Source organism: Streptomyces griseoloalbus (genome assembly GCA_014650015.1).
Classification (GTDB): domain Bacteria; phylum Actinomycetota; class Actinomycetes; order Streptomycetales; family Streptomycetaceae; genus Streptomyces; species Streptomyces griseoloalbus.
The window spans coordinates 1-26,378 of the sequence record BMUD01000017.1; the positions used below are offsets into that span (position 1 = coordinate 1).

Below are 26,378 nucleotides of genomic sequence, written 5' to 3' on the forward strand. Positions count from 1 at the left end.
TTCTCAAGGAACGGACGCTTCCTTTGTACTCACCCTCTCGGGCTTTCCTCCGGGCGCTTCCCTTCGGTCTTGCGTTTCCGACTCTATCAGATCCTTTCGGGCCCGATTCCCAGTCGGTGGGATTTGCCGTCGAGCCTTTGGCTTTCGCCTGTCGGCCTTTCGACATTCACTACGTTAACCGATTCCCCCGCTCGATTCATAATCGGGCGCTGCGGTTCAGAATTCAGACATGCGGACACGCCGAATCCAACCCTGCTGAGGGGTGATCGTAGGTAGTGGGTTGGCCGCTTCCGGCTGCAGGCGATCGCCGTACCCGGTTCAAGCGGCTCGGGCTACATTACGCACCTTCCCAAGCCGAGTCAACTTTGCCGACGCCGCGGCACATGGGCCCGATAGGGGCTCACCGTCGGGTCGTTGGCGACCCAGTAGCGCCAGGGATGGACGCCTCCGTCGCCGGAGACCCCGGTGCGCGGGCCGTTGCGCACCTGGTCGGAGGGCACGGAGGCGCCGGTCAGGATCCGGAGCGGGGTGTCGCCGGCGGCGCAGGCGTCCGTGCCGTTGAGTGCGCGGTCCACGTCCAGGGCCGTGGCGAGGCGGGCCGGGCCTTTGGCCAGTTCCTTGTCGTTGCGCGCCGCGAGTCGGCGGGTGCGGGCCAGTTCGGCGCCCTCGATGATCTCGCCGGCCCGCAGCAGTACCGCGCTCGCCCTGCCTTCGGGACCGCAGACCAGGTTCATGCAGAACCACATGCCGTAAGTGAAGTAGACGTACACATGGCCGGGCGCACCGAACATCACGTCATTGCGGGCGGTGCGACCGCGATAGGCGTGGGAGCCGGGGTCGTTCGGGCCGTCGTAGGCCTCGACCTCGGTCAGGCGGAGGGCGATCGGACCGTCCGGGGTGCTGCGCACCAGGATGCGGCCGAGGAGATCGGGGGCGACCTCGAGTACGGGGCGGTCGAAGAACTTCCTGGGAAGGGGCGTACGGTCAGGGGTCGCGATCATGGCGTCCGAGGGTACTGGAGACGGACCGGCCCACAGGGTGGTCACCGGGCACCGGCCTTGCCAGGGTGTGGGACACGGAACCGGCCACGGCCGGGTCGCGTTGTTAGGGACCAAGGGTCCATACGCACGAGTCGATGCGGGACGACGGATCAGGTGTGGCCCACGGGGGTCGCCTGGAGAGGGAGAGACATGGCGTTCAAGAAGCTGCTGGCGAGTCTGGGAGCCGGCGGGGCCTCGGTCGAGACGGTGCTCAACGAGGTCAACGTCGTTCCGGGCGGCGTCGTCCAGGGCGAGGTACGGATCCAGGGCGGGTCCGTGAACCAGCAGATCGAGGGTCTGTCGGTCGGGCTGCAGGCCAAGGTCGAGGTGGAGAGCGGCGACCAGGAGGTCAAGCAGGACATCGAGTTCACGAAGTCGCGGCTGGGCGGCGCCTTCGAGATCCAGGCCGGTGCGGTGCACGCGGTGCAGTTCGGGCTGGAGATCCCGTGGGAGACGCCGATCACGATGATCGACGGGCAGCCGCTGCGCGGGATGGACATCGGTGTGACCACCGAGCTGGACATCGCGCGGGCCGTGGACTCCGGCGACCTGGACCCGATCAACGTGCACCCGCTGCCGGCGCAGAAGGCGATCCTGGACGCGTTCATCCAGCTGGGCTTCCGGTTCAAGAACGCGGACATGGAACGCGGGCACATCCGGGGCACCCGGCAGAAGCTGCCCTTCTACCAGGAGATCGAGTTCCTGCCGCCGCAGCAGTACCGGGGGCTGCACCAGGTCGAGCTGAGCTTCGTCGCCGATGAGCAGGCCATGGACGTGGTGCTGGAGATGGACAAGAAGCCGGGTCTGTTCAGCGAGGGCAGCGACACCTTCCGGTCCTTCAAGGTGGGGCTCAACGACTACCAGGGGACCGATTGGACGGCGTACCTGAACCAGTGGCTGTCGGAGGTCGGCAGCAAGCGCAACTGGTTCTAGGCTCGGTTCGCACCGAACGTAAACGATCAGGAGGTACCGAGGTGACCGAGCTCAAGCGGCGGCCGCTCCCCCACGACTTCCATCCGCCCGTGCCGTCGTTCACGGTGACGAGCGACGATGTGAAGGAGGGGGCGACGCTCAAGGAGGCTCAGGTCCACGCGGCCGGCAACACCTCGCCGCACCTGCGGTGGGAGGGCTTCCCGCCGGAGACCAAGAGCTTCGCCGTGACCTGCTACGACCCCGATGCCCCGACGGGCAGCGGGTTCTGGCACTGGGTGGTGTTCGACATCCCCGCCTCGGTGACCGAACTGTCGGCGGGTGCGGGCAGCGGCAGCTTCGAGGGCCTGCCGGCGGGCGCGGTCCAGGCGCGCAACGACTACGGAAGCAAGGACTTCGGTGGTGCCGCGCCGCCGCCCGGGGACGGGCCGCACCGATATGTGTTCACGGTGTACGCCGTGGACCAGGAGAAGCTCGGTCCGGACGCGGACGCGTCTCCTGCCGTCGTGGGCTTCAACCTGCGGTTCCACACGCTCGCGCGCGCCCAGCTGATCGGTGAGTACGAGGTGCCCGCGGATTCCTGAGCGGCTTCTCGCGGTCCCCGGCGTTCATGGAACGTTTGCCCGCCCCTGGTCTTGGAATTGATCAGGGGCGGGCATTTTTGTTGCCGGGGGTCGCGGGGGTCACCTCCCGCAGGAGCAGCAGATATTGCGTTGTCCATCTCGGCGTGCCCGGCCAGAGTTGATCCCAGCCCGCCGAGGGGTGGGCCGGTGCACACGGGAGGTGGGCTGGTATGCGGGACACGCTGGTACTGAACGCTAGCTTCGAGCCGTTGTCGACGGTGACGCTGAACCGAGCCGTCGTTCTGGTGCTTCAGGACAAGGCCGTCGTCGAGCAGGCCCACCCCGAGCTGCGGATGCGTGGAGCCGCGGTCGACATACCGGCGCCCCGGGTGATCAGGCTCTGCCACTACGTCAGGGTGCCGTTCCGAAGACAAGCACCGTGGTCGAGGCGGGGCGTCCTGGTGCGGGACCGGCACCGGTGCGCGTACTGCGGGCGGCGGGCGACGACCGTGGACCACGTGGTGCCGCGTTCGCACGGCGGTCAGGACTCGTGGCTGAACACGGTGGCCTCGTGCGCGGAGGACAATCACCGCAAGGCGAACCGGACTCCGGAGCAGGCGGGGATGCCGCTGTTGCGTGAGCCGTTCGAGCCGACGCCGGCCGATGCGATGTTGCTGGCGCTGGCCAGGGATGATCTTGAGGCGCTGCCGGAGTGGTTGGCACGGGACGCTGCGTGAGGCCTTCGCCCTCAGGCTTGGGGGTTCCCCGGCTGCGGGTGGGGTGTGGTTGGTCGCGCAGTTCCCCGCGCCCCTTGAGGGGGTGCGGGGAACGGGGTTTCACCGGTGCCGTCAGTCGATGGAGGGCTTTTCGCGGCGCTCCTGGGATGGGACGGTGCCTCCCGAGTTTCCGTTGCCGCCCGAACCGCCGCCCAGGCCGCCGAAGTTGCCCATGGCGCCGGAGAGGCCCTTGAGGGCGTCGCCGATTTCGCTGGGGACGATCCAGAGCTTGTTGGCGTCGCCTTCGGCGATCTTGGGGAGCATCTGGAGGTACTGGTAGGAGAGCAGCTTCTGGTCCGGGTCGCCGGCGTGGATCGCCTCGAAGACCGTACGGACCGCCTGGGCCTCGCCCTCGGCCCGCAGGGCGGCTGCCTTGGCCTCGCCCTCGGCGCGCAGGATCTGGGACTGCTTCTCGCCCTCGGCGCGCAGGATCTCGGACTGCCGGACACCTTCGGCCTGGAGGATGGCGGCGCGCTTGTCGCGGTCGGCGCGCATCTGCTTCTCCATCGAGTCCTGGATGGAGGTGGGCGGTTCGATGGCCTTCAGCTCGACGCGGTTGACGCGGATGCCCCACTTGCCGGTGGCCTCGTCGAGGACGCCGCGCAGGGCCGCGTTGATCTCCTCGCGGGAGGTGAGGGTCCGCTCCAGGTCCATGCCGCCGATGATGTTGCGGAGCGTGGTGACGGTGAGCTGCTCGATCGCCTGGATGTAGCTGGCCACTTCGTAGGTGGCCGCGCGGGCGTCGGTGACCTGGTAGTAGATGACCGTGTCGATGTTGACGACCAGGTTGTCCTGGGTGATCACCGGCTGCGGCGGGAACGGGACGACCTGTTCACGCAGGTCGATGCGGTTGCGGATGGTGTCGATGAACGGGACCACGATGTTGAGGCCCGCGTTGAGTGTCCGCGTGTAGCGGCCGAAGCGCTCGACGATGGCGGCGCTCGCCTGCGGGATGACTTGGATCGTCTTGATCAGGGCGATGAAGACCAACACCACCAGGATGATCAGGACGATGATGATCGGCTGCATCGTCGGTTCCCCGTACCCTTCTTCGCCTCGGCGCCTTCGGCAGATCCTATGGCTGTTCGAGATCTTGTCATTGAGGATCTTGCTGGTCGAGTCTGACAGACCGTCGTGCAACTGGGGAGTTGTTCCCGCCAGTTGTGTCGCGGGACGTCACATGATGATCGCTGTGGCTCCCTCGATGTCCACGACGTCCACTTCCTGGCCTACTTCATAGGCGCGTCCGGTGTCGAGGGCGCGTGCCGACCAGACCTCCCCGGCCAGCTTGATCCGGCCGCCGGCGCCGTCGACGCGCTCCAGCACGATGGCCTGTTTCCCCTTCAGGGCGTCCACGCCGGTGACGAGTTGGGGTCGCTGGGCGCGATGTCTGTTGGCGATGGGCCGTACGACGGCGATGAGGGCGGTCGAGACGACGGCGAAGACCGCCACCTGCGCGACGGCGCCGCCGCCGAAGATGCCGGAGACCACGGCCGCGGCGACGGCGCCCACCGCGAGCATGCCGAGTTCGGGCATCGCGGTGATCACCAGCCCGATGCCGAGAGCCGCCGCGCCGATCAGCCACCACAGCCATGCGTCGATGTCCACGTGGTCATCGTAGGACCGCGCACCCGGTCGCGGACAGGGCGCCGATCAGTTTGAACCGGCCTTGCCACTGCGGAGTTCGGCTCTCGCTCGCCGGGAAGTCAGGACATCGGGAGGCCCTGCGCGGTCCAGCGGTCGCCGACCTGCTCGACGACGAGCGGCAGGCCGAAGCAGAGGGAGAGGTTGCGGGAGGTGAGTTCGAGCTCCAGCGGCCCGGCCGCGAGGACCTTGCCCTGGCGGATCATCAGGACGTGGGTGAAGCCCGGGGCGATTTCCTCGACATGGTGCGTGACCATGATCATGGAGGGGGCGATCGGGTCGCGGGCGAGCCGGCCGAGGCGGCGTACGAGGTCCTCGCGGCCGCCGAGGTCGAGACCGGCGGCGGGCTCGTCGAGGAGCAGCAGCTCGGGGTCGGTCATCAGAGCGCGGGCGATGAGAGTGCGCTTGCGCTCGCCCTCGGAGAGGGTGCCGAACTTGCGGTCCAGGTACTCGGACATGCCGAGGCGGTCGAGGAAGGCGCGGGCGCGCTGCTCGTCGATCTCCTCGTAGTCCTCGTGCCAGCCGGCGGTCATGCCGTAGGCGGCTGTGAGCACGGTCTGCAGGACCGTCTGGCGCTTGGGGAGCTTGTCGGCCAGGGCGATTCCGGCGACGCCGATGCGCGGGCGCAGCTCGAAGACGTCGGTGCCGGGTGTGCCGAGGGTCTCGCCGAGGATGGAGGCGGTGCCCTTGCTGGGGTAGAGGTAGCTGGACGCGATGTTGAGGAGGGTGGTCTTGCCGGCGCCGTTGGGGCCGAGGATGACCCAGCGCTCGCCCTCCTTGACCGACCAGGAGACCTGGTCCACCAGAGCCCGGCCCTCACGGACCACGGATACGTCCTGAAGCTCCAGAACATCGCTCATGAGCGCGTTGTCTCCCCTTGCAGTGTGGCCGGTCTCGGCTGTCGCGTACGCCTGTGGGTCGGTCCGCCGCACCCGCGGGCGCAGCCCTTCATGAAATCTACGCCACCGGTCGGCCCGGGCATTCCATCGGTCCGGTTCTTGGGCTCTGTCTAGGGTGGAGGCATGCTCTCGGAACCTCGCTCTGGACGCCTTGCCGCTTGGGGAAATGCCCTACTTGCCGGACTTGTCTCACCGGACGACGCCGTGCTCGCCGTCGTCGGTGCGGACGCGGTGCACCGGGTGGAGGGGCTGCCGGGTGAGTCCGCTCCCGTGGGGCTCACGCTGGCGCTGGGGCGGTTGCGGACGCTCGGGGTGACCGGGCTGCGGGTGGCGCTGCCGGCGCCGGGGCATCCGCTGGGGCTGAGCGGGCCGCCGGAGTTCAACGCGCGGGCGCTGGAGGCCGAGGAGGCGGTGGTCTGTCACGGGGCCGCGTTCGGGCTGGTGCCGGAGGTGTACGAGGCCGGGCCCGAGGGTGATGTGCACGTGGAGGTGGTGTGGCACTGCCTGCCGGTGCGGGAGGCGCCGCCCGCCGATGTGCCCTCGCTCGGTGAGGCGGAGCGGGAGCTGGCGGAGGCGCTCAGGGAGGCGACCGAGGTGCTGACGCGGCTGGACGTGGCCGGGTCGGGGCCGGTGGCGGAGGCGGCGATCGACGCGTACCGGGCTCGGGCGGAGCGGGGGCGGGAGGTGCTGGCGCCGGGGTATCCGCCGCGGGCGGTGCGGGTGCTGGAGCTGGCGCAGCGGGTGGGGGTGCTGGTTTCGCTGGCGGGGGCTCAGGGGGACGGGGGTGCGGTGAGTGCCTCCGAGATGGCGGCGCGGGGTGCCGCGTTGCGGCCGGTGGAGCGGACGGCTCGGCGGGCGCAGGTCGCTGCGTACAACTCCGTTGTGGAGGAGCGGGAGCGGGGGGTGCGGTGACGGCGTTGGTCCGGTGGCCGATGTCGGGGCTGGACGGGGGTGGGTCGCGCTGCCGGCGCTGACGGGTGCCGCTGCGCCCACCCGTGCCGCCCCAGCGGCACGAATGCCCGCAGCTGGGGCGGTATGACTGGCCGCGCTGGGGCGGTGCGGATGACGGCAGCTCGGGCGGGGCGACCGCCCGCGCAGGGGCGGTACGGATGCCGCAGCTCGGGCGGGGCGACTGGCCGCGCAGGGGCGGTGCGGATGACGGCAGCTCGGGCGGGGCGGTTGGTGGCGGTTGCGCCTCGGCCTCCCGGGTGGGGCCGGGAGGCCGGGGGTTCACCGGTGTCGTGACAGGCGTCAGTCGTTGACGGCCACGTTTCCGAAGGCCGGGTTCAGCACGCCGATGACGTTGACGCTGTTGCCGGACACGTTGACCGGTACGTCGACCGGGACCTGGATGACGTTGCCGGAGACGACACCCGGGGAGCCCACGGCCGTACCGTCGGCGTGGCTGCCGTCGGTGGCGGAGGCCATTCCCGCGCCGGCGGCGAGCAGGCCGCCGGCCACCATCGTCACGGCCGCTGCCTTCTTCAGGTTCTTCACTTTCCGAGCCCTCCTTGCGATGACCGCGGCAGGCGCCGCGGCACGCACTGGAGAACGGTGAACGCCGACGATGGATACGGCCATCCGGGGGACATTCCCACGACGGTATGAATCTCGGATCGGAGGGGAACCTTCCGTCCGGTGCGTGGCGTCGCGGGTCAGCCGCTCACGCCGTGGCGTACGGCCCACAGGGCGGCCTGGGTGCGGTCCGCCAGGTCGAGTTTCATCAGGATGTTCGAAACGTGGGTCTTCACGGTCTTCTCGGAGAGCACCAGGGCGCGGGCGATCTCCCGGTTGGCGCGGCCGTCCGCTATCAGGCCGAGCACCTCGCGTTCCCGTTCGGTGAGGGATCCCGCGCGCCCCGCGCCGGAGTTGGTCTCCTCCTGGGACAGCAGCGCGCCGGCCACCTCGGCTTGAAGGAGGACGTGCCCGGCGTGCACGGAACGGATGGCGCCGGCAAGCGCGTCGGGGTCGACGTCCTTGTACACGTAACCGGCGGCGCCCGCGCGCAGGGCGGGGACCACGGTGCGCTGTTCGGTGAAGCTGGTGACGATCAGCACGCGCGCGGGGTGGTCCAGTTCGCGGAGCCTGCGCAGCGCGTCCACGCCGTCCATGCCCGGCATCTTGACGTCCATGAGGATGACGTCGGGCTGCAACTCCGCCGCCAGGGCGACCCCTTCGGCGCCGTCCGCCGCCTCGCCGACGACCACGATGTCGTCCTGCACCTCGAGAAAGGTGCGCAGACCCCGGCGTACCACCTGGTGATCGTCGACCAGCAGCACCTTGATTGCGTCAGCCACCGGGGACCTCCATCTCGATCGTGGTGCCCTTGCCGGGCGCCGATTCCACGGTCAGCCTGCCGCCGACCCCGCTTGCCCGGTCCCGCATGGAGACCAGGCCCAGATGGCGCCCCGCGCGGCGGACGAGCCGCGGGTCGAAGCCGCTGCCGTCGTCGCTGACGCGCAGGACCGCGCCGCCGCCGCGGCGGTCCAGGGTGACGTCGACGTGGTCGCCGCCGGAGTGCCGCAGGGCGTTGTGCAGTGCCTCCTGGGCGACGCGCAGCACCGCCTCCTCCTGGGCGGCGGGCAGGGCGCGTACGCCGTGGCCGGTGAAGGTCACGCGCGCGCTGTGTGCCCGGTCGAGGACCTGGATCTGCGTGCGGAGCGTGGCGACCAGGCCGTCCTCGTCGAGGGCCGCGGGGCGCAGTTCGACGACCGCCGCGCGCAGTTCGTCGGCGGCCTCCGCGGCCAGGGCGGCCACCTGCTGCAGCTCGCCCTTGGCCCGTGAGGGGTCGCGGTCGACGAGGCGGGCGGCGGCCTGGGCCGTGAGCCGCAGGGAGAAGAGTTTCTGGCTGACGGCGTCGTGGAGCTCGTGGGCGAGACGGGAGCGTTCCTCGGCGATGGTCAGTTCACGGCTGCGTTCGTAGAGCCGGGCGTTGGTGAGGGCGATCGCCGCGTGCTGGGCGAGGATGCCGAGCAGTTCCTCGTCGTCCTCGGTGAAGCCGCAGGTGCCCTCGGGTTTGGGGCACCTCTTGTTGGCGAGGAACAGGGCGCCGATGACCTCGTCGCCGTCGCGGATGGGCAGCCCCAGGAAGTCGGCCAGGTCGGGGTGGGCGCTCGGCCAGCCCTCGAAGCGGGGGTCCCGGCGCACGTCGGCGAGGCGCTGGGGGGTGGCCTCGCGGAGCATGGCGGCGAGGATGCCGTGCTGGCGCGGGAGGGGCCCGATGGCCTTCCACTGGTCGTCGCTGACGCCGTCGACCACGAACTGGGCGAAGCCGCCGTGGTCGTCGGGCACGCCGAGCGCGGCGTACTGCGCGTCGAGGAGTTCGCGGGCCGAGGCGACGATCGTCTTGAGGACGTCGCGTACCTCGAGGTGCCTGCTCATGGCCAGCAACGCGGAACTCACCGCGGCGAGGCCGGACCGGGGGCCGTGGCTCATGTCCTCACGGTACCGGCGGGCCGGGGCGACGTGGATCGGACGTGTGGCGGTCCCTGCCCGGGCGGTGGTCCTAGGTCCGGGGTCCCGCGTCGCGGCCGGCGTCGTAGGACCGGCGCAGGACCACGGGCGGGGGACGGTGGCGTAGGCCGAAGGGACCCGTGTCCCTGCGTCCGGGGCCCGAAGCGGGGGCGAGGGGCCGGTCCCTAGGTTGAGGGCACGCCGATCGAGCGGCGTCGACGACGAAGGGACGGTTGCCATGCCGGTCGCGATCATCACGGGGGCTTCGAAGGGGCTCGGAGAGGCGCTCGCCCATGCGCTGGCGGCGCGCGGCTGGGATCTGGTGATCGACGCGCGGGACGCGGTTCCCCTCGCGGAGGCGGCGGGGCTGATGTCGGCGCACGGCACGCGCGTGACGGCGCTGCCGGGGGACGTCACGGACGCCGCGCACCGCGCGGAGCTGGTGGCGGCGGCGTGGCGGCTGGGCGGGGTGGACCTGGTGGTGCACAACGCGAGCGCGCTGGGCGCCGAGCCGCTGGTGCCTCTGGAGGAGCTGCCGCTGGAGGGGTTGCGGCGGGCGCTGGAGGTGAACGTGGTGGCGGCGCTGGGCCTGGTGCAGGAGGCGCTGCCGTTGCTGCGGACCGGCGCGGCGGGCGCGGTGCTCGTGGTCAGCTCGGACGCCGCCGCTGAGGCCTATCCGACCTGGGGCGGGTACGGGGCGTCCAAGGCGGCCCTGGACCAGCTGGCGGCGGTGCTGGCGGTGGAGGAACCGCGGCTGCGGGTGTGGGCGGTCGACCCGGGGGACATGGCCACGGACCTGTACGCGGCGGCCGTACCGGACGACGACGATCCGCGGCCGGAGCCGGCCGGTGTGGTGCCGGCCTTCCTCCGGCTGCTGGACGAGCGGCCGGCGAGCGGCCGCTACGGCGCCACGGCACTGCTGGAGGAGCGGCGGTGACGCCGACCGTTCGGGTGCCGGAGGAACTGTCGGCGCGGATACCGGTCGAGCAGCGCGGGCCGGGTCTCGACCGGGACTCGGTGCGGCTGCTGGTGTCGCGGGGCACGGCGGTGTCGCATCACGCCTTCGTGGAGCTGCCCCGGCTGCTGCGGGCCGGGGACCTGCTGGTGGTGAACACCTCGCCCACCCTGGCGGCGGCCGTCGACGGGTGGCTCGGGCACGCGCGCGTGGTGGTGCATTTCTCCACGCGCGGCGACGACGGCCGCTGGGCGGTCGAGCTGCGGGATCCCGACGGACGGGGCACCACGCGTGCGCGCGCGGGAGCGCCCGCGGGCAGTGAGGTGCGGCTGGTGGGTGGTACGCGGCTGGTGCTGGAGGAGCCGCTGAGCGCGCGGGGGGAGCGGCTGTGGCGGGCGCGCGTGACCCGGGACGTTCTCGGGGTGCTGCGGGAGCACGGGCGGCCCATTCGGTACGCCTATACGGAGCGGGATCAGCCGTTGTCGGCGTACCAGACGGTGTTCGCGCTGCCGTCGCCGGACGGTGCGGGGAGTGCGGAGATGCCGAGTGCGGGGCGCCCGTTCACCGCGCGGATGGTGGCGGAGCTGGTGAGCCGGGGGGTGCAGTTCGCGCCGGTCGCGCTGCACGCCGGGGTGGCCTCGGGTGAGGCGCACGAGCCGCCGTATCCGGAGCGGTTCGTGGTGCCGGAGGCGTCGGCGCGGCTGGTCGGGGCGGCGCGGGCGGGCGGCGGCCGGGTGATCGCGGTGGGGACGACGGCCGTGCGGGCGGTGGAGTCGGCGGCCGGCGCGGACGCGGTGGTGCGGGCCCGCGCGGGGTGGACCGATCTGGTGGTGACCCCCGAGCGCGGGGTGCGGGTGGTGGACGGGCTGCTGACCGGGCTGCACGAGCCGGAGGCCTCGCATCTGCTGATGCTGGAGGCGGTCGCGGGGCGTGCGGCGGTCGACCGCGGTTATGAGGAGGCGCTGCGTGGGCGCTATCTCTGGCACGAGTTCGGGGACGTGCACCTCGTGCTGCCGGAATGACTCCCCACGCACCCTCACACAGAGCATTGCTCGCGCAACTAATGGTGAGACCGATGAGGGGCCGGTGTGAGGCCGAGCATAGGGCGCACATCACGTACGAAGGGGATTAGGAGCGACATACCACCCACATGAGCGGTACGTACGGTCTAATCTGTCCTGATTTACCCCTCCCTGATCCACTACCCAGCTTCGTACGTCACACCTTTGCGCTGCCATTTTGCGGCCGCTAAGAATGGCTGCGTCGCTCAGCGCCGTGGGTTTCCGCCCGCGGCGTTTGTGCCGGAAGCACCCGTCCCCCACCGGACGTTGAGCGACCTCCGCGCTATTCGAAGAGGTCCATTCCGCATGTCGAAGAACTTCCTCACCCGTGGTCATAGTCGTGCCCTGACCCGTCACCACAAGATCGCCGCCGCCGGTGTCGCCGCCCTCGGTGCCGCCGCGATCGGTTTCTCGGCGGTCCCCAGCGACGCGTCCACGACCACCACGACCGAGGCCGCCGCCCCCACGGCGCAGGTCGCGTACAGCACCGAGCAGATCAACGACGTCAAGGCCAGCGTCACCGACCAGCTCGCCGGCGCCAGCGTCAAGGCCGAGCAGATCGCCGCGAAGAAGCAGGCCGCTGCCGAGGCCGCCGCCCAGCAGAAGGCCGCCGCTGCCGCCGCGAAGGCCAAGGCCGAGAAGGCCCGCCAGGCCAAGGAGGCCGCCAGCCGTGCCGCCGAGCGCACCGTGGTGAAGAAGGCCGTCGCCAAGACGTCCTACGGCAACAACCTGGACGGCTGGATCCGTGAGTCCCTGGACATCATGAAGAAGCACGGCATCCCCGGCTCCTACGAGGGCATCCACCGCAACGTCATGCGGGAGTCCTCCGGCAACCCCAAGGCGATCAACCTCTGGGACATCAACGCCCAGAACGGCATCCCGTCCAAGGGCCTGCTGCAGGTGATCCCGCCGACGTTCGAGGCGTACCACGTCCCGGGCACCTCGAAGAACATCTACGACCCGGTCGCCAACATCACCGCCGCCTGCAACTACGCGGCCGACAAGTACGGCACCATGGACAACGTCGACAGCGCGTACTGAGGTCGGCGCGGACCTCTTCTCGCGAACACAGACGCCGAAGGGCGGCACCCTCCTGACGGGGTGCCGCCCTTCGGGGTCGTACGGCGCGGGTTACTTGCGCATGACCTCGGGCTCGTGCCGGCGCAGGAAGCGGGCCACGAAGAAGCCGCACACCACGCCGAGGGCGAGCAGCGCGCCCATGTCCATCGCCCAGGCCCCGACCGTGTGCTCCCACAGCGGGTCGGTGTCACCGGCCGACTCCGGCGGGCTGATCTTGTTGAAGTCCAGCGTGGCGCCCGACGCGGCGACCGCCCAGCGCGACGGCATCAGGAACGAGAACTGGTTCACGCCGATCGAGCCGTGCAGGGCGAACAGGCAGCCGGTGAAGACGACCTGGATGATCGCGAACATCACCAGCAGCGGCATGGTCTTCTCGGCGGTCTTCACCAGCGCGGAGATGATCAGGCCGAACATCATCGAGGTGAAGCCGAGCGCCATGATCGGCAGGGAGAGCTCCAGCAGCGTGAAGCCGCCGAGGACCAGCCCCTCCTCCGGGATCTCCCGGCTGGAGAAGCCGATCACGCCGACCAGCAGGCCCTGGAGCACGGTGATCATGCCGAGCACGAACACCTTGGACATCAGGTACGCCGAGCGGGACAGGCCGGTGGCGCGCTCCCGCTCGTAGATGACGCGTTCCTTGATCAGCTCACGCACGGAGTTGGCCGCGCCCGCGAAACAGGCGCCCACCGCGAGGATCAGCAGCACCGTGGTCGCCGTGCCGTTCGGGATGATCCGGCCGGTCTGCGGGTTGGGCGGATTGGGCAGCAGACCCTTGTCCGCGTCGATGAGCAGGCTGACCGCGCCGAGGACGGCCGGAAGGATCACCATCAGGGCGAGGAAGCCCTTGTCGGAGACGATCACGGAGATGTAGCGGCGCACCAGCGTGACGAACTGCGACATCCAGCCCTGCGGCTTCGGCGGCTTCATCGCCTGCATCGCCGGGACCTGTACGGACTGCGGCGCGACGGCGTCGATGTCCGCGGCGTACATCTGGTAGTGCTGCGAGCCCTTCCAGCGGCCCGCCCAGTCGTAGTCGCGGTAGTTCTCGAAGGCGGAGAAGACGTCGGCCCAGGTGTCGTAGCCGAAGAAGTTCAGCGCCTCCTCGGGCGGGCCGAAGTAGGCGACCGAGCCGCCCGGCGCCATCACCAGGAGCTTGTCGCAGATCGCCAGCTCGGCCACCGAGTGGGTGACGACGAGGACCGTACGGCCGTCGTCGGCCAGGCCGCGCAGCAGCTGCATCACGTCGCGGTCCATGCCCGGGTCGAGACCGGAGGTGGGCTCGTCGAGGAAGATCAGTGACGGCTTGGTCAGCAGTTCCAGGGCCACGGAGACGCGCTTGCGCTGGCCGCCGGACAGGGAGGTGACCTTCTTGTCCTTGTGGATGTCCAGCTTGAGCTCGCGCAGCACCTCGTCGATACGGGCGTCGCGCTCGGCGGCCGTGGTGTCGGAGGGGAAGCGGAGCTTGGCCGCGTACTTCAGGGCCTTCTTGACGGTCAGTTCCTTGTGCAGGATGTCGTCCTGCGGAACCAGACCGATGCGCTGGCGCAGCTCGGCGAACTGCTTGTAGAGGTTCCGGTTGTCGTAGAGGACCTCGCCCTGGTTCGCCGGGCGGTAGCCGGTGAGCGCCTTGAGCAGGGTCGACTTGCCGGAGCCGGACGGGCCGATGACCGCGATCAGCGACTTCTCCGGGACGCCGAAGGAGACGTCCTTGAGGATCTGCTTGCCGCCGTCGACCGTGACGGTCAGGTGACGGGCGGAGAAGGACACCTCACCGGTGTCGACGAACTCCTCGAGCCGGTCGCCGACGATCCGGAACGTCGAGTGGCCGACGCCCACGACGTCGGTGGGGCCGAGCAGTTGCGCGCCGCCCTTGGCGATCGGCTGGCCGTTGACGTACGTGCCGTTGTGCGAGCCGAGGTCGCGGATCTCCATGCGCCCGTCGGGCGTCGAGTGGAACTCGGCGTGGTTGCGGGAGACCTGGAGGTCGGAGACGACCAGATCGTTCTCCAGGGCACGGCCGATGCGCATCACGCGGCCGAGCGAGAACTGGTGGAACGTGGTGGGGCTGCGGTCGCCGTAGACCGGCGGCGCCCCCGCGCCGCCGCCGGGTCCCTGCTGCTGCGGGATGTGCGGCGCGGACTGCTGCGGAGCCGCCGCCTGATGCGGTGCCGCCTGATGCGGCTGCTGCCAGCCGGGCTGCTGGGCGGGCTGCTGCTGTGGCTGCGCCTGCTGAGCCCAGCCCGCGTTCGCCCCCTGGGCGGCGTACGGCTGCTGCGGCTGAGCCTGCGGCGTGGCGGCCGGTGCCGCGGCGCCGGACAGGGTCACGCGCGGCCCGTCGGTAGCGTTGCCCAGATTCAGCACCGTGTCGGAGCCGAACTCCAGGTGGTGGATCCGCTGCCCCTGCACGAATGTGCCGTTGGTGCTGCCGTGGTCCTCGATGACCCAACTGCGGCCGTTGAAGCTGATCGTGGCGTGGCGCCAGGAAACCCTGGCGTCGTCCAGCACGACGTCCCCCTGCGGATCGCGTCCGAGGGTGTAAGACCTGGACGGATCGAGCGTCCAGGTCCGTCCGTTTGATTCCAGTACGAGTTCCGGCACTCCATGCCCCACTGAGTTGTCCCCCGAATTTCCCCCATCGCAGGGAGTCTAGGGATGTCGAACATCGGGGGGAACTATTTCAGGCTCGGCCCTCTGACCGAAAGTCGGGCCTTGTCACGACCGCGCACCAAGGCGTTCACGGTGTTTCGTCGGCGGGGTTGAAATCGGCTCGGAGAGTGGTAAACCACGCGAGGGGGACACGCGCGGCCGTTTCGCCGCGCCGCGGATCGGGGGGTCTGCCATGAGTGCTGCCACAGGCGTCGGAGCCGCGGGGCACGGTGCGCGCGTGCCATGGGCCGACGTGGTGATGTCCGCGGTCGCCGCGGTGAGCTGGGCGTTGATCGGGATGGCGGGGACGGCGGCGCTCGGGCTGCATCTGCTGGGCGCGGACGCGGCCGGTTCCCTGGGGCCGATGACCGCTGCCGTGGTGGCGTTGGCTGCCGGTGGTTCGGTCACGCCCTCCGGTGATGTGTCCGCCTTCGGACTGTCGGGCGCGGAGGCCGACACGGCCATCCATATCGCGCCACTGGGCGTGAGCCTGGTGGGCGCGCTGCTGCTGTCGTACTTCTTCCTGCGGTCCCTGCGGGCGGCGGGAGTTGTGGTCCCGGCCGCGGAACTCCTCGCGCGGGCGGGCGCGGTGGTCGGGCTGTTCGTGGCGATGACGGGCGGGCTGGTCCGGGCCGGGCATGACGTCATCACCATCGACGGGGGATCGCTGGGGCTGGACGAGCTGCCGGGCGGGGGTGAGATTCCGGGGCTGGGCGATCTCGGTGACGTCGGGGAGCTGTTGCCGGACCGGATCGGTGATCTCGTCGACGCGGAGGCGGCGGTCGGGTTCACCGTCGACACGGTGCCGACGCTGCTGGGTGGCCTCGGCTGGTCGGCCGGCATCCTGCTGGTCGCGCTGCTGGCGTCGCGCCGCACTCCCCTGCCGCGCGGCTGGGACGCCGTGCACCGGGTCGTACGGCCGACGGTGTCGGCCCTCGTCGCGGTGGGGCTGGTGGCGGTGGCTGCGGGGCTCGCCGCGGCGGGCTACGCGGCGATCGGCGACGACCATCCGCGGCGGATCGCGGGGGCGGCGCTGCTGGGGGCGCCGAACGGCGTGTGGCTGGGCATACCGGTCGGCCTGTTCGTGCCGTGGGACGGGCGGGCGAGTGGAGCGCTGCTCGGGGTGCTGCCCCATCCCGTGGACGACCTCCTTCGGGTCGGCTCCGACCGGACGGTCACGCTGGCGCGGCTGGCCGAGCTCGACCGGCGGGTGTGGCTGCTGGGGGTGGCCGCCGCGCTGATGATGCTGCTGGCGGGGGTGCTGGCGGGTGTCCGGACGCCGGTGGCGGGGGTGGAGGCGGAGGCGGAGGCGGAGGCGCGGGATCGGGGAACGTCGGGGAGGATCACGGCACGGCGTCCGCGAGGGATGGGTGGCGTCGCGGGGCGGCGTCCGGGAGCGGTCGGCTTCGCGGGGCGGTGTGCGCTGCGGCTGGGGGCGGCTACGGCTCTGGCCCTGCCGTTGCTGGCTCGGCTGACGGGGGTGTCCGTGAACGCCTCGCTGTCCGTGCTGGGCTTCGACGCCTTCGGCGCAGGGATCGAGTTGCGCGGTCGTCTCGGCATGGCGTTCCTGCTGGGTGCGGTGTGGGGCGCGGGGGCCGGCGCGGCGGGGGCGCTGCTGGCGTGGGCGAGCGGTGCGGCGGGGACGCGGGCGGCCCCCCTGGCACGGGGTGACATGAGGGCTGAGAGAGCCGAGGGGCCCGAGGCGTGGCGGCGGGCGGAGAGCTCCGGGGTCGGGGAGCACGGAGCGGAATCCGGGCCGTACACACCGGGGGTCCCTCACCGGCCGCCGAACCCGGACACCAATCCCTATCTGCGGGTGGGGCGGGAGTCGTGGACGGTGCAGGAGGGGCGGGAGCCGCAGGGCCGGTGGGGGTCACAGGACTCACGGGGGCCGCAGGACTCGCGAGGGCCCGAGGACGCGCCGCGGGCGCCCGGTGGTCCCACGGGCTCCGATGGTGGCCCCACGGGCGACGGCGGTCCGGGGACGCCCGGCGAAGGGGACGACGGGCACGGCGACGTCTACGGTGCGCCCACCGTGGCCCGGCCGATCGGGCCGCCGCCCGGGCGTGGACCCCGGCGGGGTCCCGGGCCCCGGGGTGGCAGGCCGTCGTCGTGGTGGCCGGACGAGGTGCCGCCGCCTCCGCCGCCTCCCCCGGCACCGCGCAGGCCGGACAGTGACCGCTGATCGGCTCCCCCGGCGGCAGGAACGGCGGAGGGCCGCGACCAGGGACCGGTCCGCGGACGGCCGACGGCCGGGCGCGACGGACGGCCGCCGGCGCGGTCCGACGGCCGCCGACGGCTGCCTGCTCCGGCGGACGAGTGGCCGGAGCGCGGCTGCCGGCCCCGCCCGGGAGCCCGGGGACGACGAGCGGGCCGGGGACGGAACAGAGCAGGTCGGACCCGGCCTGTACGTAAGGTCCGGGACATCCCGGCGACGCCCAGTGTTCGCTGTCCGCCAGACGGACCTCGGAGGCGCGAGGCACTGCGTGCCGGATACGGTGGAAGCACCATGGACGCATCGCAGACCTCCGACGTTCCCACTCTCCTTGTCAAGATCTTCGGCAAGGACAGGCCGGGCATCACGGCCGGCCTCTTCGACACCCTCGCCGCCTACTCGGTCGACGTGGTCGACATCGAGCAGGTCGTCACCCGTGGCCGCATCGTGCTCTGCGCGCTCGTGACCGAGCCCCCCAAGGGGCTGGAAGGGGATCTGCGGGCGACCGTCCACACCTGGGCGGAGTCGATGAAGATGCAGGCGGAGATCATCTCCGGCATCGGCGACAACCGTCCGCGCGGGCTCGGCCGTTCCCTGGTCACGGTGCTGGGGCACCCCCTGACCTCGGAGGCGACGGCGGCGATCGCCTCACGGATCACGAAGACCGGCGGCAACATCGACCGCATCTTCCGGCTCGCCAAGTACCCGGTGACGGCCGTGGAGTTCGCGGTGTCCGGTGTGGCGACGGAACCGCTGCGGACCGCCCTGGTGACCGACGCCGCGCGGCTCGGGGTCGACGTGGCCGTGGTCGCGGCGGGACTGTACCGGCGGGCGCAGCGCCTGGTCGTCATGGACGTGGACTCCACGCTCATCCAGGACGAGGTGATCGAGCTCTTCGCCGCACACGCCGGCTGCGAGGACAAGGTCGCCGAGGTGACGGCGGCCGCCATGCGCGGGGAGCTGGACTTCGAGCAGTCGCTGCACGCGCGCGTGGCGCTGCTCGAGGGGCTGGACGCCTCCGTGGTGGACAAGGTGCGCAGTGAGGTGCGGCTGACGCCGGGCGCCCGCACCCTGATCCGCACCCTGAAGCGCCTCGGTTATCAAGTGGGTGTGGTGTCCGGCGGGTTCACCCAGGTCACGGATGATCTGAAGGAGCGGCTGGGGCTGGACTTCGCCCAGGCCAACACCCTGGAGATCGTCGACGGGAAGCTGACCGGACGGGTCACCGGCGAGATCGTGGACAGGGCGGGCAAGGCCCGGCTGCTGCGCCGGTTCGCGGCCGAGGCGGGGGTTCCGTTGTCGCAGACCGTGGCGATCGGTGACGGGGCGAACGACCTGGACATGCTGAACGCGGCGGGTCTCGGTGTCGCCTTCAACGCCAAGCCGGTGGTGCGCGAGGCGGCCCACACGGCGGTGAACTTCCCCTTCCTGGACACGGTCCTTTATCTGCTGGGCGTCACGCGCGAAGAGGTCGAGGCGGCGGACACGCTCGACGTGGGCTGAGCCGCGTGCCGCCGCCCGGACCGTGGTGCGGCCAGGGGCGGGCCCGGCACCGACGGACGTCGTGACGGACGTCGGATACCGGGCCCCTGTCCGGCCGGGTGTGTCACCCGGGTGTCGCTCAGGGTGTCACTCGGTCGGCGCCCAGTAGTCGACCAGCGTGCCGGCGCCGGGCTCGAGGGACTTCCAGGATCCGGTGAAGGACAGGACGGCGAAGGCGGCGGCCGGGTAGCCGCGGCGGCTCATTCGCTCGCGGGCGTCGCCCTCGGCCGCGCCGGCCAGGATGTCGGCGAGTCCCTGGATGCCCGGGTTGTGGCCGACCAGGAGGATGTTCTGCGCGTCGTCGGGCGTTTCGTTGAGCAGGGCGATCAGCTCGCCGGGCGAGGCCTCGTAGATCCGCTCCTCGTAGACGGTTTTCGGCCGCTGGGGGAACTCCTGGACCGCGAGCTTCCAGGTCTCTCGGGTCCGGACCGCGGTGGAGCACAGGGCCAGGTCGAAGGCGACGCCGGTGTCGGCCAGCTTGCGTCCGGCGACCGCTGCATCCATGCGGCCCCGCTCGGCGAGTGGGCGCTCGTGGTCGGGCACCGGGGGCCAGTCGGCCTTCGCATGCCGGAAAAGGACAATCCTGCGGGGTTCTGCGACGCTCATGTGACCCAGCTTCGCATGAAACAGGCCACGGGGCGCAGGGAGTTGACCGGCGCTTTCAGGGGTTTTCAGCGGGCTATGAGCTGCTGCGCGCGCTCCACGAGGTGGGTGATCGCGGGTTCCCCGGCGGTCGCGTGTGCGTCGGAGGGGTTCAGGACCAGGGCGAGCAGTGCGAGGAAGGCGAGTGTGGGCAGAGCCAGGGCCCACCACGGCAGCCGGGTGTCGACGCCGCCCCGGGGGGCCGGGTGGGGCCGGGTGTGCGTGCGCGCCGACATGGGGGCCTCCGCTCTTCGCATGGTCCGTGGCACGCCGTCGCGGCCACATCTCGAAGGTACGGAGTGTCCGGGCCTCAACCCATCCGGTGACCCACCCACTTGACCCTGAGCCTGGCCCCCTAGGGGATGGGGGTGCCGGCACCACCATGGGCCCCGGGCGCGGGTGCCGTCACGGCGCGAGGATGGTCGCGACCACGCCGATGACGATGAAGATGGCGAAGAACGCGCCGAAGACGAGCAGCATCTTCTTCTGGCCGTTCTGCGGGTTCGGGTCGAGGACTGGCATACGGCAAGTCTCGCACCCTCCTCGCCCGCGACGGGCCTCGGGGTCGCACGGGCGGTCGCAGGTGGCCCGCGGCGGACACAGGGCTGCACGAACGGCCGGACAGGGCTGCACGACGGCCGGCGCGGGCCACACACGGCGGCACAGGCGGCGAGGGTGGCAAGGGCCGCGCGGACGCGGCATCGGATCCCGCCGTGCCCATGCTGCACGGCCGCACCACCCTGCGGCGGGCCCGGGCCGCCATCGCCGGGCGACACGCTCCGCCGCGCCGGGCATCGGGGCGCCGGAGCCCGCTCAGCCCGTGTCAGCCCGCCGCCTCCTCCTCCACCGTGCGGTCGCGGCCCGCCAGGACGCCCACGGCCATCTGCGGGATCATCAGGCCGGCCATCAGCGCGATCGGCAGCCCCCAGCCGCCGCTGTGCTGGTAGAGCACGCCCACCAGGAGCGGTCCGGGGATGGAGAGCAGATACCCGGTGCTCTGCGCGAAGGCCGACAGCTGGGCCACGCCCGCGCCGGTCCTGGCCCGCATCCCGACCATGGTGAGCGCCAGTGGGAAGGCGCAGTTGGCGACGCCCAGCAGCAGCGCCCAGGCCCAGGCGCCGGCGGCCGGCGCGAGGTACAGACCGGCGTATCCGACGAGGCCGCTCACGCCCAGCGCGAGCACGATCGGACCCTGTTGGGGCAGCCTCGTGGCGAGGCGGGGTATGACGAAGGCCAGCGGGACGCCCATCACCATGGTGACCGCGAGGAGCAGCCCGGCCGTGCCCGCGGGGACGCCCGCGTCCCGGAAGATCTGGGGCATCCAGCCCATGGTGATGTAGGCGGCGGTGGCCTGGAGACCGAAGAAGACGGCCAGCGCCCAGGCGGTACGGCTGCGGGTGATGCGCAGCGCGGGCGCCTCCGCGGGGGCCCGCCCGGCCCGTGCGGGGTCAGCGTCCTCCCGCGCGGGCGTGCGCTCGCCCGGCGCACCGCCCCGTTCCCGTACGTCGCCCGGCGCCCCGCCCCGTTCCCGTACGAAGGGGATCCACGGCAGTACGGCGGCGGCGGCCAGGGCCGCCCACACGGCGAGGCCGGACTGCCAGTTCCCGCCCAGCGCGTCGGTCAGCGGCACGGTCGCCGCCGCCGCCGTGGCGGTGCCCAGGGCGAGGGCCATGGAGTACAGGCCGGTCATGGAGCCGACCCGGTCGGGGAACCAGCGCTTGACGATGACCGGCATCAGGACGTTGCTGACGGCGATGCCCATCAGCGCGAGGGCGCTGGTGGCCAGGAAGGCCGCCGTGCCCCCGGCGTACGGGCGTATCAGCAGGCCGGCGCCGATGGCGACCATGCCGGCGCACACCACCGCGCCCGCCCCGAAACGGCGGGCCAGGCGGGGCGCGGTGACGCCGAAGACGGCGAAGCACAGCGGGGGCACGGAGGTGAGCAGTCCGGCCACGCTCCCGCTCATGCCGAGCCCGTCGCGGACCTCTTCGAGCAGCGCGCCCAGGCTGGTGATGGCCGGGCGGAGGTTCAGCGCGGCCAGCACGATGCCGACGACGATCAGCCGCGTCCGCCACGCGCGCGCGAAAGCGCCCCCGGGGGATTCCCGGGCTTCGGGCGTGGCCGGTGTGCGTACGGTCGTGGACGTGAGCGTCCGGGTTTCCTCGCTAGCCATGAAACCCATCATAGAATCATGGGATGATTGGGTGTCCATGCCGAGGTCGCCGCGCGGCGCCCCTGTCGTGCGAAGGTGTGTCATGCCTCTGAGCCATCCCCGCCGTTCGGCGCTTTCCGAGCAGGTCATCGCCGCCCTGCGGGCCCAGATCACCTCGGGCGAGTGGCCGGTCGGCGCACGCATTCCCACCGAGCCGGAGCTGGTGGAGCAGCTGGGGGTGGCCCGGAACACGGTCCGTGAGGCCGTCCGTGCGCTGGCGCACAACGGGCTGCTGGACATCCGCCAGGGTTCGGGCACGTACGTGGTGGCCACGAGCGAGCTGGCGGGCGTGATGCACCGCCGCTTCGCCGACGCGGACCCCCGGCACATCGCCGAGCTGCGTTCGACCATGGAGTCGGCCGCGGCACGGCTGGCCGCCGAGCGGCGCACGGAGCGGGACCTCAAGCAGCTCGACACCCTGCTGCTGCGCCGGGAGGAGGCCTGGGAGTCGGGTGAGACGGAGGCCTTCGTGGCGGCGGACGCGACGTTCCACCTGGCCGTCGTGGCCGCCTCGCACAACGACGTGATGACCGCGATGTACGCGGACCTGAGCGAGGTGCTGCGGGACTGGCTGCGCGACGACGTGGGCGAGGAGCTGACCCCGGAGACGCACATGGACCACGGGCGGCTGGTGGACGCCATCCGCGCGGGTGACGCGGCCACGGCGGCCGAGGAGGCCGCCGCCTATCCGTTCGTGTGCCGTCCGGGGCGGTTCAGTCCGTCCTCCGGTGACTGACCCACGCCGAGCCGACCTCGCTCCAGCAGCGTCCGGTCAGTCGTACGGTCTGCGCCGGCCACGCGTCCACCGGGGAGCCGTCACTGTCCAGGTCCCACCAGTGGACGCACTCGACGTGCAGGCCGACCCGGTCGATGTCGGGATAGGGGTTGTGGCAGAACGCCGTCACCTTGGAGCCGTCGACACTGATCCGGCACGCGGCACCGAACAGCCCGCCGGCATCCGCCTCGCCGGGGTGCACGCGCGCGTGCGCCATCGCCTCGTACGGCAGGGCCAGCGCGAGAAGGACGGCTGCGGTCGCTGAGGCCGGGCGGGACAAGCGCACAAGGGAACCTCCTCGGCCGTGCTGGGGAGGGGGATCACGCGGTGACGCGTACTCCACAGTGCCCCTCGACCCGCGGCCCCGCCCGCGCGGCTGAGCCGAACGGGTGAGCCGAACGGGTGACAGCGCCGAGGGCCCGCATCCCTTGGGGACGCGGGCCCTCGCGAGGCGCTGGATCAGGCGCCGATGGCGTGCAGACCGCCGTCCACGTGGATGATCTCGCCCGTGGTCTTCGGGAACCAGTCGCTCAGCAGGGCGATGACACCGCGGCCGGCCGGCTCCGGGTCCTTGAGGTCCCACTCCAGGGGCGCGCGGCTGTCCCACACGGAGGCCAGCTCGCTGAAGCCCGGGATGGACTTGGCGGCCATGGAGCCGATCGGGCCGGCCGAGATGAGGTTGCAGCGGATGTTCTGCTTGCCCAGGTCACGGGCCATGTAGCGGCTGGTGGCCTCCAGGGCGGCCTTGGCCGGGCCCATCCAGTCGTACTGCGGCCAGGCGTACTGGGCGTCGAAGGTGAGGCCGACGACCGAGCCGCCGTTCTGCATCAGCGGCAGGCAGGCCATGGTCAGCGACTTCAGGGAGTACGCCGAGACGTGCATGGCCGTGGCGACCGACTCGAAGGGCGTGTTGAGGAAGTTTCCGCCGAGCGCGTCCTGTGGCGCGAAGCCGATGGAGTGCACGACGCCGTCGAGGCCGCCGAGCTCCTCGCCGACCACGTCGGCCAAGCGGCCCAGGTGCTCGTCGTTGGTGACGTCGAGTTCGATGACCTTGGTGGGCTTGGGGAGCTTCCTGGCGATGCGCTCGGTCAGGGTGGGCCGCGGGAACGCGGTCAGGATGATCTCAGCGCCCTGCTCCTGGGCCAGCTTGGCGGTGTGGAAGGCGATGGAGGACTCCATCAGCACACCGGTGATCAGGACGCGCTTGCCCTCGAGAATTCCGCTCATGGTGTTTCAGTGACCCATTCCCAGTCCGCCGTCAACGGGAATGACGGCTCCAGTGATGTACGAGGCGTCGTCCGAGGCGAGGAACCGCACCGCCGCGGCGATCTCCTCCGGCCTCGCGTACCGGCCGAGCGGCACCTGCGACACGATCGACGACCGCTGCTCGTCGGTGAGCACCTTGGTCATGTCGGTGTCGACGAAGCCGGGCGCGACGACGTTGAAGGTGATGTTGCGCGAGCCCAGCTCACGGGCGAGGGAGCGCGCGAAGCCGACCAGGGCGGCCTTGGAGGCGGCGTAGTTCGCCTGCCCTGCGGAGCCGAGCAGCCCGACGACCGAGGAGATCAGGACGACACGGCCCTTCTTGGCGCGCAGCATGCCGCGATTGGCGCGCTTGACGACCCGGAAGGTGCCGGTGAGGTTGGTGTCGATGACCGAGGTGAAGTCCTCCTCGGACATGCGCATGAGGAGCTGGTCCTTGGTGACTCCGGCGTTGGCCACGAGCACCTCGACGGGACCGTGCGCCTCCTCGATCTCCTTGTAGGCCTGCTCCACCTGCTCGGGGTCGGTGATGTCGCACTTGACCCCGAGGAGACCGGCCGGCGGCTCACCCGAGCGGTACGTGATGGCGACCTTGTCGCCGGCGTCGGCGAACGCGCGGGCGATGGCGAGGCCGATGCCCCGGTTGCCTCCGGTGACGAGAACCGAGCGGCTCAACGGATCACCCTTTCGATAGCGGTCTTGACACACCGCCCGGGTCCGTGGACGGGAGGCGGCTTCCCCGAAAACCTATCGGTCCGCATTCCTCCCGGGACATTGGGGCACCGACAGTGGCTCCCGTGGCCTCCTGTCGGGTTCCTACAGTCCAGACCCCGGGTCAGTCCGCCCTACCCGGTGCGTGAGCCGACAGCCCCTCGGCGCGAGCGGTCCCGAGCACCCTGCGGTCGTAGGTCACCAGGGCGGTCAGGTCGTCCCTCAGGGACAGGGCGCTGGCCACGTGAATCGCGTCCAACGTCCTCAGGCGCCCGACCAGCGGAGCCGCCGCATCGCGCACCTCCCGGGTGAGGAGGATCTCGGTGATCCGGGCGTCCAGGTCCTCCATGGCCTTCGGGAAGTGCCCCATGAGGTCCAGGGTCCGTACGGTCTCCAGGAAGCCGAGCGTGCTGGTGGCGAGCGGCTCCGTGGCCCGTTCCTGGAGGAAGGCATCCAGCGCGCCCCAGTGGCTGCGCCGAGTCATCCAGGTGACCAGCGCGGACGTGTCCATGTAGATCAACGGTCGTCCTCTTCGCGCTCGGCCAGCAGCAGCGCGACGGGGTCGACGTCTTCCGGCACCTCGTAGTGCGGCATGCTGTGGCGTTCGGCGGCGGTGACCGGCTTCAGCTTGATCTTCCCCTGTGCCACCAGGTGCGCGTACCGCTCCATGGGGCTGCCGGCCGGTGACAGTATCGCGATCACGTTGCCGTGCCGGGTGACCTCGATCGACTCGCCCTTCTCGACGCGGGCGAAGACGGCGCTGGGGTTGTACGAGAACTCGCGTACGGAAATGGTGCTCATGCCGCGCTCCCCTCATGGCAGGCAGGTTGTGCGTACATGTCCCTGGGGTACCTACATCCGGCCCGCCGTGGTCGTCTTCACAGGGTGCCGCTGCCACGCGCGGTGTCGACCGACTCGGCGAGGGCGGCGATGTCCGCGGCCAGGTCCCGCCAGGGACGGGCCAGGTCGACGACGTGCCGCCAGATCCTCAGCCGCCCCTCCCCCACCGGACGGCCGCGTCCGGACTCAGTCCAGGCCGACCGGGGTGATCGGCGTGACCGGGATGTCGTCGGGGCCGTTCGTCTGAACGAGCAGAAGGTCGCCGACCGTGGCGTCGCGCCCGAGACCGAGGCGGGAGACCGGAACCGCGCCCGGGGCGTCCGCCGTGCCGACGGGCTGGAGACGCAGCTCGCTCTCCGCGCCCTGGAAGGCGAGGACCGCCCACACCTCGTCGTGGCCGATGCGGGACACCACGCCGCTCAGCCGGTCGGTGAGGACCGCGCACACGACGGTGAGCCGTTGCCGCTCCGTCCTGGGGACAGGGAACGCGGCGATCCGCTCCAATACGCCGGGAAGCGCCAGCGTGCCCTCCAGCAGCCGCTGGACGGTCTCGCGCTCCCCCTCCCGGCCGTCCCCGGACTCGGCGGCGACGAAGTGGACCAGGGGAAGGCCGTCGTCCAGGGTGCGTTGCCACTTGGGCAGCAGGAAGTCGATGGTCAGGGCCTCTTCGCGGGTGGGTGGGTGCACCTCGTCGCCCTCGCCGAACTGGGCGAGCCAGGCGTTGACGTCCCCCCAGCGCCACACCGGCGAGCGTCCGGTGATCCCCTCGGGGTCCGGGAAGGGCAGCTTGTCCTGCCGCCGCTCACCGCTCACCCACTGCTGGACGTTCTGGCGTGAGCGCTCGACACGCTCCGCGATGTCCGAGACGCCCACGAGGTCGGGGTCGGTACGCAGCAGTCTCAGGGCGGGCAGGGACTTGCGCAGCCGTACGACGATGCGGTGGGCCGCGTCGATCGCGTTGACCCCGCTCTCGGAGACGTCCAGGAAGTGCCGACCGCGATGACGGGTCAGTACCCCGTCAAAGGTCTCGTGGACGATCGCGACAGCCTTGTCGTCGTCCACCTCGATCCCGTCCACGACGAAGTGAAACTCGTACTCCATGACGCCCCAGTCCCCCATGCGTATGCCTGT

General features: G+C 71.2%; 29 protein-coding genes. 10 read left to right on the forward strand and 19 right to left on the reverse strand.

Annotated features, from left to right (window positions below; all coding sequences use genetic code 11):
• Nucleotides 1–359 precede the first annotated feature (359 nt).
• On the reverse strand, nt 360–1,001 hold the full coding sequence (locus tag IE178_RS24045) for a DNA-3-methyladenine glycosylase (RefSeq protein ID WP_184763672.1): 642 nt from the start codon (nt 999–1,001) through the stop codon (nt 360–362).
• A 189-nt stretch (nt 1,002–1,190) separates the two neighbouring features.
• On the opposite strand from IE178_RS24045, the gene IE178_RS24050 reads away from it, so the two are divergent.
• From IE178_RS24050 to IE178_RS24060, 3 genes are all read left to right on the forward strand, one after another.
• Nucleotides 1,191–1,973 carry a sporulation protein gene (locus tag IE178_RS24050; RefSeq protein WP_184763671.1) on the forward strand — a complete coding sequence of 261 codons (783 nt, stop codon included), beginning with the start codon at nt 1,191–1,193 and terminating at the stop codon, nt 1,971–1,973.
• A 41-nt stretch (nt 1,974–2,014) separates the two neighbouring features.
• Entirely contained in the window at nt 2,015–2,554 is a 540-nt protein-coding gene (locus IE178_RS24055; RefSeq protein ID WP_184763670.1) for a YbhB/YbcL family Raf kinase inhibitor-like protein, read from the forward strand.
• Between the two features lie 209 nt (nt 2,555–2,763).
• On the forward strand, nt 2,764–3,270 hold the full coding sequence (locus IE178_RS24060) for an HNH endonuclease (RefSeq protein ID WP_184763669.1): 507 nt from the start codon (nt 2,764–2,766) through the stop codon (nt 3,268–3,270).
• A 111-nt stretch (nt 3,271–3,381) separates the two neighbouring features.
• Here the strand turns inward: IE178_RS24060 and IE178_RS24065 are convergent, their stop codons facing one another.
• The 3 genes from IE178_RS24065 to IE178_RS24075 form a co-directional block, all read right to left on the reverse strand.
• The gene (locus tag IE178_RS24065) at nt 3,382–4,338 is read right to left on the reverse strand and encodes an SPFH domain-containing protein (protein ID WP_184763668.1); all 957 of its coding nucleotides are present in this window, start codon (nt 4,336–4,338) and stop codon (nt 3,382–3,384) included.
• A gap of 147 nt (nt 4,339–4,485) precedes the next feature.
• Nucleotides 4,486–4,917 (reverse strand): NfeD family protein, encoded by a 432-nt coding sequence (locus IE178_RS24070; protein ID WP_184763667.1) that lies wholly within the window; start codon nt 4,915–4,917, stop codon nt 4,486–4,488.
• A gap of 98 nt (nt 4,918–5,015) precedes the next feature.
• On the reverse strand, nt 5,016–5,813 hold the full coding sequence (locus IE178_RS24075; protein WP_184763666.1) for an ABC transporter ATP-binding protein: 798 nt from the start codon (nt 5,811–5,813) through the stop codon (nt 5,016–5,018).
• Nucleotides 5,814–5,975: 162 nt separating this feature from the next.
• On the opposite strand from IE178_RS24075, the gene IE178_RS24080 reads away from it, so the two are divergent.
• Nucleotides 5,976–6,764, forward strand: coding sequence for an Rv1486c family protein (locus IE178_RS24080; RefSeq protein ID WP_318280222.1), 789 nt, complete (start codon nt 5,976–5,978; stop codon nt 6,762–6,764).
• A gap of 339 nt (nt 6,765–7,103) precedes the next feature.
• Here the strand turns inward: IE178_RS24080 and IE178_RS24085 are convergent, their stop codons facing one another.
• The 3 genes from IE178_RS24085 to IE178_RS24095 form a co-directional block, all read right to left on the reverse strand.
• Nucleotides 7,104–7,349: a chaplin gene (locus IE178_RS24085; protein WP_184763664.1), complete on the reverse strand. Its 246-nt coding sequence runs from the start codon at nt 7,347–7,349 to the stop codon at nt 7,104–7,106.
• Nucleotides 7,350–7,507: 158 nt separating this feature from the next.
• Nucleotides 7,508–8,149 carry a response regulator gene (locus tag IE178_RS24090; RefSeq protein ID WP_193513761.1) on the reverse strand — a complete coding sequence of 214 codons (642 nt, stop codon included), beginning with the start codon at nt 8,147–8,149 and terminating at the stop codon, nt 7,508–7,510.
• Nucleotides 8,142–9,287 (reverse strand): GAF domain-containing sensor histidine kinase, encoded by a 1,146-nt coding sequence (locus tag IE178_RS24095; protein WP_184763662.1) that lies wholly within the window; start codon nt 9,285–9,287, stop codon nt 8,142–8,144. Before IE178_RS24095 ends, IE178_RS24090 begins: the two co-directional genes overlap by 8 nt.
• Before the next feature lie 256 nt (nt 9,288–9,543).
• Between IE178_RS24095 and IE178_RS24100 the strand changes: the two genes are divergently transcribed.
• The 3 genes from IE178_RS24100 to IE178_RS24110 all read left to right on the forward strand — a co-directional run bounded on the left by IE178_RS24100 (nt 9,544) and on the right by IE178_RS24110 (nt 12,362).
• The gene (locus tag IE178_RS24100; RefSeq protein ID WP_193513762.1) at nt 9,544–10,242 is read left to right on the forward strand and encodes an SDR family NAD(P)-dependent oxidoreductase; all 699 of its coding nucleotides are present in this window, start codon (nt 9,544–9,546) and stop codon (nt 10,240–10,242) included.
• Nucleotides 10,239–11,282 carry an S-adenosylmethionine:tRNA ribosyltransferase-isomerase gene (locus tag IE178_RS24105; RefSeq protein ID WP_193513763.1) on the forward strand — a complete coding sequence of 348 codons (1,044 nt, stop codon included), beginning with the start codon at nt 10,239–10,241 and terminating at the stop codon, nt 11,280–11,282. The genes IE178_RS24100 and IE178_RS24105 overlap by 4 nt, the downstream gene beginning before the upstream one ends.
• A 345-nt stretch (nt 11,283–11,627) precedes the next feature.
• Nucleotides 11,628–12,362: a transglycosylase SLT domain-containing protein gene (locus IE178_RS24110; protein WP_184763659.1), complete on the forward strand. Its 735-nt coding sequence runs from the start codon at nt 11,628–11,630 to the stop codon at nt 12,360–12,362.
• Nucleotides 12,363–12,452: 90 nt separating this feature from the next.
• Here IE178_RS24110 and IE178_RS24115 read toward each other — a convergent pair whose 3' ends face one another.
• A complete protein-coding gene (locus tag IE178_RS24115; protein WP_184763658.1) occupies nt 12,453–14,999 on the reverse strand; it encodes an ABC transporter ATP-binding protein/permease in 2,547 nt (848 codons plus the stop codon).
• 241 nt (nt 15,000–15,240) lie between these two features.
• Here IE178_RS24115 and IE178_RS24120 point away from each other — a divergent pair, with 241 nt between their 5' ends.
• Together IE178_RS24120 and serB are read left to right on the forward strand one after the other, a co-directional pair.
• Nucleotides 15,241–17,232, forward strand: a complete 1,992-nt coding sequence (locus IE178_RS24120) for a streptophobe family protein (RefSeq protein WP_193513764.1) — start codon at nt 15,241–15,243, stop codon at nt 17,230–17,232.
• A 324-nt stretch (nt 17,233–17,556) separates the two neighbouring features.
• Nucleotides 17,557–18,765: a phosphoserine phosphatase SerB gene (gene serB / locus IE178_RS24125; protein ID WP_193513765.1), complete on the forward strand. Its 1,209-nt coding sequence runs from the start codon at nt 17,557–17,559 to the stop codon at nt 18,763–18,765.
• 126 nt (nt 18,766–18,891) lie between these two features.
• Here serB and IE178_RS24130 read toward each other — a convergent pair whose 3' ends face one another.
• From IE178_RS24130 to IE178_RS24140, 4 genes are all read right to left on the reverse strand, one after another.
• Nucleotides 18,892–19,410 (reverse strand): SixA phosphatase family protein, encoded by a 519-nt coding sequence (locus IE178_RS24130; protein WP_184763655.1) that lies wholly within the window; start codon nt 19,408–19,410, stop codon nt 18,892–18,894.
• Nucleotides 19,411–19,475: 65 nt separating this feature from the next.
• On the reverse strand, nt 19,476–19,682 hold the full coding sequence (locus IE178_RS24135) for a hypothetical protein (protein WP_184763654.1): 207 nt from the start codon (nt 19,680–19,682) through the stop codon (nt 19,476–19,478).
• Nucleotides 19,683–19,851: 169 nt separating this feature from the next.
• Nucleotides 19,852–19,968 (reverse strand): SGM_5486 family transporter-associated protein, encoded by a 117-nt coding sequence (locus IE178_RS36170; protein ID WP_268250119.1) that lies wholly within the window; start codon nt 19,966–19,968, stop codon nt 19,852–19,854.
• A 301-nt stretch (nt 19,969–20,269) separates the two neighbouring features.
• A complete protein-coding gene (locus IE178_RS24140) occupies nt 20,270–21,619 on the reverse strand; it encodes a CynX/NimT family MFS transporter (RefSeq protein ID WP_318280224.1) in 1,350 nt (449 codons plus the stop codon).
• Nucleotides 21,620–21,701: 82 nt separating this feature from the next.
• On the opposite strand from IE178_RS24140, the gene IE178_RS24145 reads away from it, so the two are divergent.
• Nucleotides 21,702–22,394, forward strand: a complete 693-nt coding sequence (locus tag IE178_RS24145; RefSeq protein WP_184763652.1) for a FadR/GntR family transcriptional regulator — start codon at nt 21,702–21,704, stop codon at nt 22,392–22,394.
• Here IE178_RS24145 and IE178_RS24150 read toward each other — a convergent pair.
• From IE178_RS24150 to IE178_RS24175, 7 genes are all read right to left on the reverse strand, one after another.
• Entirely contained in the window at nt 22,372–22,719 is a 348-nt protein-coding gene (locus IE178_RS24150; RefSeq protein WP_184763651.1) for a hypothetical protein, read from the reverse strand. The genes IE178_RS24145 and IE178_RS24150 overlap by 23 nt on opposite strands.
• Before the next feature lie 173 nt (nt 22,720–22,892).
• Entirely contained in the window at nt 22,893–23,660 is a 768-nt protein-coding gene (fabI, locus tag IE178_RS24155; RefSeq protein WP_193513767.1) for an enoyl-ACP reductase FabI, read from the reverse strand.
• Between the two features lie 6 nt (nt 23,661–23,666).
• Complete coding sequence (fabG, locus tag IE178_RS24160) at nt 23,667–24,371, reverse strand: 3-oxoacyl-[acyl-carrier-protein] reductase (protein WP_184763649.1); 705 nt, start codon at nt 24,369–24,371, stop codon at nt 23,667–23,669.
• A gap of 160 nt (nt 24,372–24,531) precedes the next feature.
• Nucleotides 24,532–24,918 (reverse strand): PIN domain-containing protein, encoded by a 387-nt coding sequence (locus tag IE178_RS24165; protein ID WP_318280226.1) that lies wholly within the window; start codon nt 24,916–24,918, stop codon nt 24,532–24,534.
• 5 nt (nt 24,919–24,923) lie between these two features.
• The gene (locus tag IE178_RS24170) at nt 24,924–25,208 is read right to left on the reverse strand and encodes a type II toxin-antitoxin system Phd/YefM family antitoxin (protein WP_185009723.1); all 285 of its coding nucleotides are present in this window, start codon (nt 25,206–25,208) and stop codon (nt 24,924–24,926) included.
• 77 nt (nt 25,209–25,285) lie between these two features.
• The gene (locus IE178_RS36175) at nt 25,286–25,414 is read right to left on the reverse strand and encodes a hypothetical protein (protein ID WP_268250117.1); all 129 of its coding nucleotides are present in this window, start codon (nt 25,412–25,414) and stop codon (nt 25,286–25,288) included.
• Between the two features lie 19 nt (nt 25,415–25,433).
• Complete coding sequence (locus tag IE178_RS24175) at nt 25,434–26,348, reverse strand: helix-turn-helix transcriptional regulator (RefSeq protein WP_184763647.1); 915 nt, start codon at nt 26,346–26,348, stop codon at nt 25,434–25,436.
• Nucleotides 26,349–26,378: the final 30 nt, after the last annotated feature.

Bases quoted from the DNA above. Each gene is read 5' to 3' on its own strand.
- IE178_RS24045 (WP_184763672.1), bottom strand. From the start codon at position 1,001: ATGATCGCGACCCCTGACCGTACGCCCCTTCCCAGGAAGTTCTTCGAC.
- IE178_RS24050 (WP_184763671.1), top strand. From the start codon at position 1,191: ATGGCGTTCAAGAAGCTGCTGGCGAGTCTGGGAGCCGGCGGGGCCTCG.
- IE178_RS24060 (WP_184763669.1), top strand. From the start codon at position 2,764: ATGCGGGACACGCTGGTACTGAACGCTAGCTTCGAGCCGTTGTCGACG.
- IE178_RS24065 (WP_184763668.1), bottom strand. From the start codon at position 4,338: ATGCAGCCGATCATCATCGTCCTGATCATCCTGGTGGTGTTGGTCTTC.
- IE178_RS24075 (WP_184763666.1), bottom strand. From the start codon at position 5,813: ATGAGCGATGTTCTGGAGCTTCAGGACGTATCCGTGGTCCGTGAGGGC.
- IE178_RS24080 (WP_318280222.1), top strand. From the start codon at position 5,976: ATGCTCTCGGAACCTCGCTCTGGACGCCTTGCCGCTTGGGGAAATGCC.
- IE178_RS24095 (WP_184763662.1), bottom strand. From the start codon at position 9,287: ATGAGCCACGGCCCCCGGTCCGGCCTCGCCGCGGTGAGTTCCGCGTTG.
- IE178_RS24100 (WP_193513762.1), top strand. From the start codon at position 9,544: ATGCCGGTCGCGATCATCACGGGGGCTTCGAAGGGGCTCGGAGAGGCG.
- IE178_RS24110 (WP_184763659.1), top strand. From the start codon at position 11,628: ATGTCGAAGAACTTCCTCACCCGTGGTCATAGTCGTGCCCTGACCCGT.
- IE178_RS24120 (WP_193513764.1), top strand. From the start codon at position 15,241: ATGAGTGCTGCCACAGGCGTCGGAGCCGCGGGGCACGGTGCGCGCGTG.
- serB (WP_193513765.1), top strand. From the start codon at position 17,557: ATGGACGCATCGCAGACCTCCGACGTTCCCACTCTCCTTGTCAAGATC.
- IE178_RS24130 (WP_184763655.1), bottom strand. From the start codon at position 19,410: ATGAGCGTCGCAGAACCCCGCAGGATTGTCCTTTTCCGGCATGCGAAG.
- IE178_RS24135 (WP_184763654.1), bottom strand. From the start codon at position 19,682: ATGTCGGCGCGCACGCACACCCGGCCCCACCCGGCCCCCCGGGGCGGC.
- IE178_RS36170 (WP_268250119.1), bottom strand. From the start codon at position 19,968: ATGCCAGTCCTCGACCCGAACCCGCAGAACGGCCAGAAGAAGATGCTG.
- IE178_RS24140 (WP_318280224.1), bottom strand. From the start codon at position 21,619: ATGGCTAGCGAGGAAACCCGGACGCTCACGTCCACGACCGTACGCACA.
- IE178_RS24145 (WP_184763652.1), top strand. From the start codon at position 21,702: ATGCCTCTGAGCCATCCCCGCCGTTCGGCGCTTTCCGAGCAGGTCATC.
- fabI (WP_193513767.1), bottom strand. From the start codon at position 23,660: ATGAGCGGAATTCTCGAGGGCAAGCGCGTCCTGATCACCGGTGTGCTG.
- IE178_RS24165 (WP_318280226.1), bottom strand. From the start codon at position 24,918: ATGGACACGTCCGCGCTGGTCACCTGGATGACTCGGCGCAGCCACTGG.
- IE178_RS24170 (WP_185009723.1), bottom strand. From the start codon at position 25,208: ATGAGCACCATTTCCGTACGCGAGTTCTCGTACAACCCCAGCGCCGTC.
- IE178_RS24175 (WP_184763647.1), bottom strand. From the start codon at position 26,348: ATGGAGTACGAGTTTCACTTCGTCGTGGACGGGATCGAGGTGGACGAC.